This window comes from Blastococcus sp. LR1, assembly GCF_020166105.1.
Taxonomy (GTDB): domain Bacteria; phylum Actinomycetota; class Actinomycetes; order Mycobacteriales; family Geodermatophilaceae; genus Blastococcus.
Map to the genome: position 1 here is coordinate 299335 of NZ_JAIUJY010000005.1, position 11188 is coordinate 310522.

The 11188-nt window shown below is 74.3% G+C and carries 14 protein-coding genes; 13 read left to right on the forward strand and 1 reads right to left on the reverse strand.

Annotated elements, in window-relative coordinates:
* Positions 1 to 38: 38 nt before the first annotated feature.
* From LBW97_RS16365 to LBW97_RS16375, 3 genes are read left to right on the forward strand one after another with little or no spacing between them, the layout of a single operon-like run.
* A complete protein-coding gene (locus LBW97_RS16365) occupies positions 39 to 1034 on the forward strand; it encodes a thiamine-phosphate kinase (protein WP_308010491.1) in 996 nt (331 codons plus the stop codon).
* A complete protein-coding gene (locus LBW97_RS16370; RefSeq protein WP_224500416.1) occupies positions 1018 to 1548 on the forward strand; it encodes a GNAT family N-acetyltransferase in 531 nt (176 codons plus the stop codon). Before LBW97_RS16365 ends, LBW97_RS16370 begins: the two co-directional genes overlap by 17 nt.
* On the forward strand, positions 1536 to 2165 hold the full coding sequence (locus LBW97_RS16375) for an AAA family ATPase (RefSeq protein ID WP_224500417.1): 630 nt from the start codon (positions 1536 to 1538) through the stop codon (positions 2163 to 2165). The genes LBW97_RS16370 and LBW97_RS16375 overlap by 13 nt, the downstream gene beginning before the upstream one ends.
* Positions 2166 to 2225: 60 nt before the next feature.
* Here the strand turns inward: LBW97_RS16375 and rpmB are convergent, their stop codons facing one another.
* Positions 2226 to 2417 (reverse strand): 50S ribosomal protein L28, encoded by a 192-nt coding sequence (gene rpmB / locus LBW97_RS16380; protein WP_104523111.1) that lies wholly within the window; start codon positions 2415 to 2417, stop codon positions 2226 to 2228.
* A 185-nt stretch (positions 2418 to 2602) separates the two neighbouring features.
* On the opposite strand from rpmB, the gene LBW97_RS16385 reads away from it, so the two are divergent.
* The 10 genes from LBW97_RS16385 to LBW97_RS16430 all read left to right on the forward strand — a co-directional run bounded on the left by LBW97_RS16385 (position 2603) and on the right by LBW97_RS16430 (position 11173).
* Entirely contained in the window at positions 2603 to 4198 is a 1596-nt protein-coding gene (locus LBW97_RS16385) for a DAK2 domain-containing protein (protein WP_224500418.1), read from the forward strand.
* Positions 4199 to 4200: 2 nt separating this feature from the next.
* On the forward strand, positions 4201 to 6387 hold the full coding sequence (gene recG, locus LBW97_RS16390) for an ATP-dependent DNA helicase RecG (RefSeq protein ID WP_224500419.1): 2187 nt from the start codon (positions 4201 to 4203) through the stop codon (positions 6385 to 6387).
* Positions 6388 to 6466: 79 nt separating this feature from the next.
* Positions 6467 to 7021, forward strand: a complete 555-nt coding sequence (gene rsmD, locus LBW97_RS16395) for a 16S rRNA (guanine(966)-N(2))-methyltransferase RsmD (protein WP_224500420.1) — start codon at positions 6467 to 6469, stop codon at positions 7019 to 7021.
* Positions 7018 to 7503, forward strand: a complete 486-nt coding sequence (coaD, locus tag LBW97_RS16400) for a pantetheine-phosphate adenylyltransferase (RefSeq protein WP_224500421.1) — start codon at positions 7018 to 7020, stop codon at positions 7501 to 7503. The genes rsmD and coaD overlap by 4 nt, the downstream gene beginning before the upstream one ends.
* On the forward strand, positions 7500 to 8177 hold the full coding sequence (locus LBW97_RS16405; protein ID WP_224500422.1) for a hypothetical protein: 678 nt from the start codon (positions 7500 to 7502) through the stop codon (positions 8175 to 8177). Before coaD ends, LBW97_RS16405 begins: the two co-directional genes overlap by 4 nt.
* 126 nt (positions 8178 to 8303) lie before the next feature.
* Positions 8304 to 8954, forward strand: a complete 651-nt coding sequence (locus LBW97_RS16410) for a DUF177 domain-containing protein (RefSeq protein WP_224500423.1) — start codon at positions 8304 to 8306, stop codon at positions 8952 to 8954.
* 1 nt (position 8955) lies between these two features.
* Positions 8956 to 9135 (forward strand): 50S ribosomal protein L32, encoded by a 180-nt coding sequence (gene rpmF, locus LBW97_RS16415; RefSeq protein WP_224500424.1) that lies wholly within the window; start codon positions 8956 to 8958, stop codon positions 9133 to 9135.
* A 37-nt stretch (positions 9136 to 9172) separates the two neighbouring features.
* Positions 9173 to 9922, forward strand: coding sequence for a ribonuclease III (gene rnc / locus LBW97_RS16420; protein ID WP_224500425.1), 750 nt, complete (start codon positions 9173 to 9175; stop codon positions 9920 to 9922).
* Between the two features lie 12 nt (positions 9923 to 9934).
* Positions 9935 to 10813 carry a bifunctional DNA-formamidopyrimidine glycosylase/DNA-(apurinic or apyrimidinic site) lyase gene (gene mutM / locus LBW97_RS16425; RefSeq protein ID WP_224500426.1) on the forward strand — a complete coding sequence of 293 codons (879 nt, stop codon included), beginning with the start codon at positions 9935 to 9937 and terminating at the stop codon, positions 10811 to 10813.
* Positions 10814 to 10981: 168 nt separating this feature from the next.
* Complete coding sequence (locus LBW97_RS16430) at positions 10982 to 11173, forward strand: hypothetical protein (RefSeq protein WP_224500427.1); 192 nt, start codon at positions 10982 to 10984, stop codon at positions 11171 to 11173.
* The last annotated feature ends 15 nt before the right edge of the window (positions 11174 to 11188 follow it).

The following is an 11188-nucleotide window of genomic DNA, read 5'->3' on the forward strand; positions in this document are numbered from 1 at the left end:
CCCGACCGCTCGTACCCCGAAGTGATCCAGCCGACAGCGTGCGCGTCGTCGGCGAGTTCGGCGTGATCGCCCGCGTGCTCGCGCGTGCGGGCACCGCCGCAGCCGCCGAGGTCGGCCCCGGTGACGACGCCGCCGTGGTGCGGGCCGCCGACGGGCGGGTCGTCGTCACCACCGACGTCCTGGTCGAGGGCCGGCACTTCCGGCGGGACTGGTCGACCGCCGAGGACATCGGGCACAAGGCCGCCGCGGCCAACCTCGCCGACGTCGCCGCGATGGGCGCGACGACGACGGCGCTCGTCGTCGGCCTCGCCTGCCCGCCGGACACCCCGACCAGCTGGCTGGAGGGGATCGCCTCGGGCCTCGCCGCCGAGTGCGCTCCCATGGGCGCCGCCGTCGTCGGCGGCGACACGGTGGCGTCGTCCCCCGACAGCACCGGCGTGGTCCTCTCCGTCACCGCGCTCGGCGACCTCGGTGGCCGCGCCCCCGTGCGCCGCTCCGGGGCCCGGGCCGGGCAGGTCGTGGCGCTCGCCGGGAAGCTCGGCTGGTCGGCGGCGGGCCTGGCCGTGCTGCGCCGGGGGTTCACCAGCCCGCACTCGGTGGTGGCGGCGCACCGTCGCCCGACGCCGCCCTACGCCGCCGGACCCGCCGCGGCCGATGTGCGGGCCAGCGCCATGTGCGACGTGAGCGACGGACTGGTGGCCGACGCCGGGCACCTGGCGCGGGACAGCGGGGTCGTGCTCGACCTGGACAGCGCCGCGCTGGCGCAGGCCTGCCTGGAGCCCGTGGGGCCCCTGCAGCAGGTCGGCTCGGCGCTGGGGGTCGACCCGATGGCCTGGGTCCTGACCGGGGGTGAGGACCACGCGCTGCTGGCGACGTTCCCGCCGAACGCGGTGCTGCCCTACGGGTGGTCGGTCATCGGCTCGGTGCGGGCGCCGGGCCGCCGCGAACCCGGAGTGCGGGTGGACGGGAAGCCTGCCGCCGACGTGCTGCAGGCCGTCGGCGCGGAGAGGCCGGGACATGTCCACTTCGGCTGAGCGGGTGCTCCGCGACGGCTCCGTCGTGCGGCTGCGTCCGCTGCGCTACGACGACCCGCTGGCCCAGCGTCTGGTCGAGGAGGTCCAGCAGGAGTACGTGGTCCGGTACGGGGGCCGTGACGCAGCGCCCGTCGATCCCGCCGACTTCCTCCCGCCCGAGGGGCTGTTCCTCGTCGCCGAGGTGGACGGCGAGCCGGCCGGCTGCGGGGCGTGGCGGGCGTACCCGCGGGGTGGCGTGGAGATCAAGCGGGTCTACGTGGTGCCCGGCTTCCGGCGCCGCGGCGTGGCCCAGGTGGTGATGGCCGAGCTCGAGGCGACGGCGGCGCGCGCCGGTCACCGCTCCGTGGTGCTCAACACCGGGGACAAGCAGCCGGAGGCGGTCGAGCTCTACCGGGCCCTCGGCTACACCTCCGTTCCGGGATACGGCGTGTACGCCTGCTCGCCGGACGCCGTCTTCCTGGGCAAGGATCTGGCGCTACCGGACGAGGACGAGGAGCAGTCGTGGGCATCGTGACCGTGTCGGCCCCGTACGGCGCCGCGGGGGCGGAGATCGCTCCTGCCGTGGCGGAGGCCCTGGGCCTGCCGTTCCACGACCGGGCCATCCCGGGGCAGGTGGCCGGCCGGCTGGGCGTGCCGGTGGCCGAGGCGGAGGCCAACGACGAGACGGTCGTGCGGGGGCTCTGGCGCCTCGTCGCCTCGCTGGGCACCATGCCCGACCCCGTGGGCGCCGTCGTGCCCGGGACGGCGTCGTCACCGGACGCCCGCGCCTACCGCGAGCAGACCGAGCGGGTGCTGAGGGAGATCGCCGCGGGGGAGGGCGGCGTCGTCCTGGGCAGGGCCGCGGCCCTGGTGCTCAAGGACCGCCCCGACGCGCTGCACGTGCGGCTCGACGGCCCGCCCGAGCGGCGCCTGACCGCGGCGATCGAGCGGTCGGGACGGCCGCGCGAGGAGGTCGCGCGGGAGATGGCGAGCGCCGACCGGGGGCGGGAGGCCTACGTCCGGCACTTCTACCGTCGCGATCCTGCCGACGCCCGGCTCTACCACCTGGTGGTGGACACCACCGCGCTCCCGTTGGAGACGGCGATCCGGCTCGTGCTCACGGCCGCGCGGGCGCGGGGCATCGGGAGCTGAACGCGAAGAACCCCGGAGGTCGATGACCTCCGGGGTTCTCCGGCGTTCGGGCGGCGTCCGCTATGCGCGGACGACCTTGCCGGCGCGGATGCACGAGGTGCACGCGTTGATCCGACGACGGTTTCCGGGGGCGATCAGCGCCCGCACGGACTGGATGTTCGGGTTCCAACGGCGCGGCGTGCGGCGGTGCGAGTGCGACACCGACATACCGAAACCGGGGCCCTTGCCACACACATCGCAGTTGGCAGCCACGGTTGATCACTCCCAGAAGAATCGTTCACAGACGGCGGGGCAAGGCTGCACCCGCAACAAGACCGTCCAGCAGTCTAACCGCTCCAGCGGAGGGACGTCGCAGGGGCCTCCGGACGCACCCGGATCGGGCGGTCCCACCGCTCATCATGCCCGGTCCTGTCGGTGCGGGTGGGTAGCCTTCCCCCGTGCTGACGGCGCTGGACGAGGCCGCGGTCGGTGAGTGGTGCCGCGCCGCGGTCGAGGCGCTGTCCGCGTCCAGGAGCCGGCTCGACGAGCTGAACGTGTTCCCGGTGCCCGACGGCGACACCGGGACCAACCTGCTGCACACCGCCGAGGGCGCGCTCGCGGCCCTGGAATCGGCTCCTCCGGGGGAGCCGGTGTGGGCCGCCCTGGCCCGCGGCGCCGTGCTGGCCGCGCGGGGGAACTCCGGAACGATCCTGGCCCAGCTGCTGCGCGGCCTCGGCGACCAGCTGGCCGGTCAGCCGCCGGCCGGGGGCCCCGCGCTCGCCGCCGCGCTGCAGAAGGCGGCCGACGGCGCCTACGCCGCGGTCGCCGATCCCGAGGAGGGCACCTTCCTCACCGTGGCCCGCGCGAGCGGCGACTCCGCCGTCGCCGCCGCCGAGGAGGGGCGCGACTCGCTCTCCGACGTGGTGATCGCCGCCGCCGAGGGGGCCCGCGCCGCCTTGGAGCGCACGCCCGGCCAGCTCGCCGTCCTGCGCGAGGCGGGTGTGGTGGATGCCGGTGGCGCCGGGCTGTGCCTGGTGCTCGACGCGCTCGTGCGCACGGTCACCGGCGTCGAGCCGGTCCGTCCCGCGCTGGCGCTGCCCACCCACCACCACCGGCACGAGCACGCACCGCACCAGCCCCCGCCCGGCCCCGGCAGCGAGGTCCAGTACCTGCTCGCCGACTCCGACGAGGCCGCGGTCGAGCGGTTGCAGCGGCGGCTGGCCGCCCTGGGCGACAGCCTGGTCGTGGTCGGCGTCGACACCCCGACCGGCCGCGAGTGGAACGTGCACGTGCACGTCTCCGACGTCGGCGCCGCCATCGAGGCCGGGGTCGAGGCCGGCCGCCCGCACCGCATCTCGGTCACCCCGCTGGCGCCGGTCCGCCCGCCGCAGCCGGTCGCGGGGACCCGGGCCGTCGTCGCGGTCGTGCCCGGCGACGGCGTCGCCGGCCTCTTCGTCGCCGAGGGCGTCCGCGTCGTCGTCTGCGGCGAGCACGGGGTCACCGAGGACGACATCCACGCCGAGATCGACGCCTCCGGCGCGGAGGAGGTCGCCGTCCTGCCCAACGACCCGTCCCTGCTGCCGGTCGCGGCACGGGCCGCCACGCGCGCCCGGGAGAACGGGCGGGAGGTGGGGGTGGTCCCCACGCGGTCGCTGGTCCAGGGGCTCGCCGCCGTGGCGGTCGCCGATCCCGAGCGGCGCTTCGGCGACGACGTCATCGCCATGGCCGAGGCCGCGGCCGCTACCCGCTGGGCCGAGGTCACCGTCGCCGATCAGGAGGCGCTCACCTCGGCCGGCCGCTGCCAGCCGGGCGACGCGCTCGGCGCCGCGGAGGGCGACGTCGTCGTGATCGGCGCCGACCTGGCGGCGGTCGCCTGCGAGCTGCTCGACCGGTTGCTCTCGGCCGGCGGTGAGATGGCGACCCTCCTGGTCGGGCCGGACGAGGAGCTCGGCGCGACGGTCTGCGCCCACCTCTCCTCCGCGCACCCCACGGTGGAGGTGGTCCGGTACGGCGGCGGTCCCGGTGCCCTGCCCCTCCAGATCGGGGTGGAGTGACGGTGGCGGTCACCCTGGAGACGCCGCTGGCGAAGGTCCTCGGACCCAAGACCGCGACCGGCATGGCCGACTCGCTCGGCCTGCACACGGTCCGGCACCTGCTCCGGCACTATCCGCGCGGCTACGCCTCCCGTGGAGAGCAGGCGGACCTCGCCGACGTGCAGGTCGGGGACCGGGTGACGGTGCTGGCGCAGATCAGGAGCGTGACCACCCGGCCCATGCGCAACCGCCGCGGATCGCTGACCGAGGTGGTCGTGGGCGACGGCAGCGGGCGGATGAAGCTGGTCTTCTTCAACCACCGGCACGGGCACCTCAAGGTGAACGAGTGGGGGATGTTCGCCGGCACGGTGGGGGAGTACCGCGGCGAGAAGCAGTTCGCCCATCCCGACATGCACCTGATGGACCCCGACGGTGACGACACCGACTGGGCCCGCGCGCTCGTGCCGATCTACCCGGCCAGCAAGGACGTCTCCAGCTGGGTCATCCAGAAGTCGGTGAAGCTGCTGCTGGGTGCCGGTGGTGGGTTCGGGGAGCTCATCGACGATCCGCTGCCCGAGGAGATCCGCTCCCGCCACGGCCTGCTGCCGCTGGCGGCGGCGCTGCTCGACATCCACCGCCCGACCACGATGGAGGACGTCGAGCGCGCGCGACGCCGGCTCAAGTGGGACGAGGCGCTCACCCTCCAGCTCACCCTCGCCGCCCGTCGGCGGGCAGCGGCCCTCGAGCCCGGCATCGCCCGGCCCCGGAAGGCCGGCGGCCTGCTCGATGCCGTCGACGCGGCGCTGCCGTTCGCGCTGACCGAGGGGCAGCGGGACGTGGGGGAGGAGCTCGCCGCCGAGCTCGACCGCGACCAGCCGATGCACCGGCTGCTCCAGGGCGAGGTCGGTTCGGGCAAGACCGTCGTCGCGCTGCGCGCCATGGCCCAGGTGGTCGACGCCGGGGGGCAGGCCGCGCTGCTGGCGCCCACCGAGGTGCTCGCCGCGCAGCACGTCCGGGGCATCCGTGCCCTGCTGGGGCCGCTCGGCCGCGCCGGTGAGCTGGACGGCGATGCCTCCGGTACCCGGGTCACGCTGCTCACCGGTTCGCTCAAGGCGGCGGCCAAGCGCCAGGCGCTGGCCGAGGTCGCCGACGGCAGCGCCGGCATCGTCGTCGGCACGCACGCGCTGCTGCAGCAGACCGTGGAGTTCACCGATCTCGGCCTCGTCGTCGTCGACGAGCAGCACCGCTTCGGCGTGGAGCAGCGCGACGCGCTGCGTGCGAAGGGCAACCGGCCGCCGCACGTGCTCGTCATGACCGCCACCCCCATCCCGCGGACCGTGGCGATGACCGTCTACGGCGACCTGGAGATCTCCACGCTGCGCCAGCTGCCCAGCGGCCGCGGCGGAGTGTCCAGCTCGGTCGTTCCGCTGACCGAGAAGCCGGCCTGGCTCGACCGCGCCTGGGAACGGCTCCGCGAGGAGGTCGCCGCCGGGCGCCAGGCCTACGTGGTCTGCCCGCGCATCGGTGACCTCCCCGGCGACGAGCCGGAGGACGCCGACGGCGCACCGCCGGAGGAGGACGGGCGCAGCGACCGACGCCCGCCGCTCGCGGTGCTCGACGTGGCCGAGGCCCTGCGCGCCGGGCCGCTGGCCGGTTTGCGGCTCGACGTGCTGCACGGGCGGATGACCCCCGAGGAGAAGGACGGCGTGATGGCCGCCTTCGCGGCGGGCGAGACCCAGGTGCTGGTCGCGACCACCGTCGTCGAGGTCGGCGTCGACGTCCCCAATGCCACCGTGATGGTGGTCATGGACGCCGACCGGTTCGGCGTCAGCCAGTTGCACCAGCTGCGCGGGCGGGTGGCCCGGGGCAAGCACGCGGGCCTGTGCCTGCTGGTCACCGAGGCGCCGACCGCCTCGCCCACGGGTGAGCGCCTGGCCGCGGTCGCCGCCACCTCCGACGGGTTCGAGCTCGCCCGCCTGGACCTGGAGACCCGCCGGGAGGGCGACGTCCTGGGCGCCGCCCAGTCCGGCAAGCGCTCAGGCATCCGGCTGCTGTCCCTCCTGGCGGACGAGGAGCTCATCGCCGAGGCCCGCGGCGAGGCGACGGCGCTGCTGTCCACCGACCGGGGCCTGGCCGACCATCCGGGGCTGGCCGCCGAGGTGGCGGCCCTGGCCAGTGACGAGCGCGCGGAATGGCTGGAGAAGGCGTGAAGAAGGACCCTCCTGCCCCCCACCACTCGCAGGCTCGCGGCGGGACCCTGCGCGTGGGCCGTTCCGATCGGATGATGACGTGACCCGTCTGATCGCGGGGCTCGCGGGCGGGCGACGGCTCCAGGTGCCCAGGGTCGGGGTCCGGCCCACCGGCGACAAGGCGCGCGGAGCGCTGTTCAACTCGCTGGGGTCGCTGGTCGACCTCGAGGGCGCCGCGGTGCTCGACCTGTACGCGGGCTCCGGCGCGCTGGGTCTGGAGGCGCTCTCCCGCGGTGCGTCGTCCGCCGTCTTCGTGGAGTCCTCGTCCGGCGTGCTCCCGGTGCTGCGGTCGAACCTCGACACCGTCGGGCTGCCCGGCGGCCGGGTGGTGGCCGGTTCCGTCGCCTCCGTGGTCGCGGGGCCGGCCCCCGCGGAGTTCGACGTCGTGCTGGCCGATCCGCCCTACGACGTGCCCGCCGACGAGGTGCTGACGGTGCTCCGCGCGCTGGTGTCCGGGGGCTGGCTGGCCCCCGGTGGCGTGGTCGTCGTCGAGCGTTCCAGCCGCGAGACGCCATGGGAGTGGCCGACACCGCTGGAAGGGCTGCGCGACCGGCGCTACGGCGAGGCCGTGCTCCGGTACGGTCGGCGACCGTGAGACGAGCCGTCTGCCCAGGTTCCTTCGACCCGGTGACCAACGGGCACGTCGACGTCATCAGCCGGGCCGCGACGCTCTACGACGAACTCGTCGTGGCCGTGCTGGTCAATCCCGGCAAGGCGGGGCTGTTCACGGTCGAGGAGCGCATGGAGCTGCTGCGCGAGGCCGTGACCGACCTGCCGAACGTCACCGTCGACAGCTTCTCCGGCCTGCTCGTCGACTACTGCCGCGCCCGGGAGATCCCCGTGATCGTCAAGGGGCTGCGGGCTGTGAGCGACTTCGAGTACGAGCTGCAGATGGCCCAGATGAACCGCGAGCTGGCCGCGATCGAGACGCTCTTCGTGCCGACCGCGCCCCAGGTGGGTCACCTCTCCTCCAGCCTGGTGAAGCAGATCGCCACCTTCGGGGGCGACGTCTCCCGGCTGGTGCCCAAGGCGGTCAACGACCGGCTGGCCGAGCACGCACGGCGGTCGCAGAAGTGACCCGTCCGTCGCGCAAGCCCAACCCCGAGGTGGTCTACCGCCTCTACGAGACCGTCGACGAGCTCACCCAGGTCATCGAGAACGCCCGCGGCGTGCCCATGTCGAGCTCCTGCATGGTGCCCCGCGACCTCGTCCTGGACCTGCTGGACGACCTGCGCGAGTCGCTGCCCGAGGACGTCCAGGCCGCCGGCGCCATCGTGGAGCAGCGCACCGAGATCCTGCAGCAGGCGCAGGCCGAGGCCGAGCGCCTGACCGGACGCACCCGCACCGAGAGCGAGCAGCTGCTCGTCCAGGCCCGCCGCCAGCGGGACGAGATCCTGGGCACCGCCCGTCGCCAGCGCGACGACCTGCTGACCCGGACGCAGGAGGAGGCCGAGCAGATCGTCCTCGAGGCGGAGGCCGAGGCAGAGGCGCTGCTGGCCGAGGGGCGGCAGCTGCGGGCGCAGATGCTGGCCGAGGCCCAGGCCGAGCACGAGCGGCTCATCACCGAGACCGAGGTCTACCAGACCGCGGTGGACCGGGCCGACGAGCTCGGCGCCCAGTCCCACACCGACGCCGCGCGCATGCGGGCCGAGGTCGACGAGTACGTCGACACCCGGCTGGCCGAGTTCGGGACGAACCTGGAGCGCATGCTTCGCTCCGTGGAGAAGGCTCGCTCCACCCTCCGGGAGTGAAAGGGGCCGTTCCCGTCCCTCACCTCGGTCGCCCTCGGGGATCGGGTAGTCTTGCTCCCTGGTCCGACTGCCGTGGGTTCTTCCCCGGCCGGCCTCCTTTCCCCGCTCCCGACCGCGAGTACTGACATGCCTGCCACTCAGCCGCACCGCACCGGCGCCCCGTCCTCCAGGCCAATGGCCTCGCAGGCCCGGCGTCCCGCTGCCGACCCCTGGAATCTCGATCTCCGGGAGCTGGGCCGGCGCGCGGGCTCGATGCAGGAGATCGACCGCACGGTCCCGGCGCCCGGTGACTGGCGGGTCGAGCTCATCGGCGTTCCGGAGAAGGCCGACGTGCACCTGCGGCTGCGGCTGGAGTCGGTCATGGAGGGCGTCCTGGTCACCGGCTCGATGGACGTGCCCGTCGTCGGCTCGTGCGCGCGCTGCCTGGAGCCGATCGAGGACACCCTCGGGCTCGCCGTCCAGGAGCTGTACGCCTACGAGGGCAGCACCACCGAGGCGACCAGCGAGGAGGACGAGGTGCGCCGCATCGACGGTGACTTCCTCGACCTCGAGCCGCTGGCGCGCGACACCGTCGTCCTGAACCTGCCGCTGGCGCCGGTCTGCACCGAGGACTGCGCCGGGCTCTGCGTCGACTGCGGCGAGCGACTCAACGATCTGCCCGCCGACCACTCGCACGAGATCGTCGACGCCCGCTGGGCCGGTCTCGCCGCGAAGTTCGGCACCACTGCTTCCTCGTCGGGCACCCCCGGCGAGCCCACCACCCCAGAGGAGAACTGACGTGGCTGTTCCGAAGAGGAAGATGTCGCGGGCCAACACCCGCATGCGCCGGTCGCAGTGGAAGGCCACCGCGCCGACCCTGTCGCCGTGCCCGAACCGCGCCTGCGGCGAGCTCAAGCCCCCGCACATCGCGTGCCCGACCTGTGGCCAGTACGCCGGCCGCCAGGTCCTCTCCGTCTGATCTGCTCGAGGTAACCGCCGTGGGGACGACGGCCGCGATGCACCCTCCCGAGGGTGCTGTCGACGGACGTCCCCCGGGCGGACCCGAGCACGCCCAGCGCTCCGCCGCCTGGCTGTCCGACGCCCTCGGCGTCGAGCTGCCCGGCGGCTTGCTGTCGTTGGCGCTGACCCACCGGTCGTTCGCCTACGAGAACGGCGGACTGCCCACCAACGAGCGCCTGGAGTTCCTCGGCGACTCGGTGCTGGGCCTGGTGGTCACCGACGAGCTCTACCGCAGCCAGCCCGACCTCCCCGAGGGCCAGCTGGCCAAGCTGCGGGCCTCGGTGGTCAACATGACGTCGCTGGCCAAGGTCGCCCGCCGGCTCGGCGCCGGCGGCCTGGGCGCGTACATCCTGCTGGGGCGCGGCGAGGAGACCACGGGTGGCCGGGAGAAGGACTCGATCCTGGCCGATGCGCTCGAGGCGCTGATCGGCGCGATCCACCTCGGCTGCGGCCTGGACACCGCCTCGGCGATCGTCCACCGGCTCTTCGACCCGCTGCTGGTCGAGGCCGCCACCCGCGGAGCCGGACTGGACTGGAAGACCAGCCTCCAGGAGCTGGGGGCGGCGGCCGGTCTCGGTGCGCCGGTCTACCAGGTCGCCGACGAGGGCCCCGACCACGCCAAGACCTTCACCGCCGACGTGCTGCTGGCCGGGATCGTCCGCGGCCACGGCTCGGGGCGCACCAAGAAGGCCGCCGAGCAGGAGGCCGCCGAGGCCGCCTGGCGGGCCCTGTCCGCCGACTCCTGATCGGCGCGAGCCATGCCTGAACTCCCCGAGGTCGAGGTGGTCCGCCGCGGGCTGGACCAGTGGGTCACCGGGCGGACCGTGACGGCCGTCGAGGTGCACCACCCGCGAGCCGTCCGCCGGCACCTCGAGGGCGTCGACCACTTCGTGCAGACGCTCACCGGCCGCACGTTCACCGCCGCGCACCGGCGCGGAAAGTACCTGTGGCTGCCGCTGGCGGAGCCGGACGGCACCCCCTCCGACCGGGCGCTGGTCGGGCACCTGGGCATGAGCGGCCAGCTGCTCGTGGAGAAGCCGTCGGCGCCGGACGAGACGCATCTGCGGGCCCGGTTCACCTTCGCCGACGGCGGGCGGGAGCTGCGCTTCGTCGACCAGCGCACCTTCGGCGGACTGGCGGTCGAGGAGAGCACCGGGGACGGCATCCCGCCGCGCCTGGCGCACATCGCCATCGACCCGTTGGATCCGTCGTTCGACACCGCGGCCTTCGCGGCGGCGCTCCGCCGTCGTCGCACCGAGGTCAAGCGGGCGCTGCTGGACCAGACGCTCATCGGTGGCGTCGGGAACATCTACGCCGACGAGTCGCTGTGGCGGGCCCGCCTCCACGGCGCCCGGCCCACCGACAAGCTGACCAACGCGCAGGTCGGCGAGCTGCTCGACGGCATCCGCGACGTCCTGGGGGAGGCGCTGGCACAGGGTGGGACGTCCTTCGACTCCCTCTACGTGGACGTCAACGGCCAGAGCGGGTACTTCTCCCGGTTCCTCGCCGTCTACGGGCAGGCGGACCGGCCGTGTCCCCGCTGCGGGACCCCGATCCGGCGCGAGGCGTTCATGAACCGGTCGAGCTACAGCTGCCCGACGTGCCAGCCGCGACCGAGGGCCCGGCGCAAGGCCTGACCCTGGTGCGGGAACGTGACGAACGCGACACCACCCCGTTCCGGGAGGCCCGTTGCGCCGCCGTTGACCTGCGTGTCCGGGGCTGTCACCCTGGGAGAACCAGACCGCGCCGACCGTTCATCGGGGCGCCGGTCGCACCCTCCCGCTGTCTGAAAGGCCGTTACAGCCATGGCCAAGGCCCTCTTCGGTCACGTCGTCACCTCCGCGGAACTCCGAGTGGTCGAGGAGAACGCGTTCCTGCGAACCAAGGTCCGCCGGCTCGAGCAGGAGCTCGAGGAGCTCCGCGCCCAGCGTGACGCCGCGATCGCCCACGAGCTGCTCTCGATGACCGGCGACGCCGCCGAGCCCGCGCTCGCCTGAAGAAGGACCTCGCCG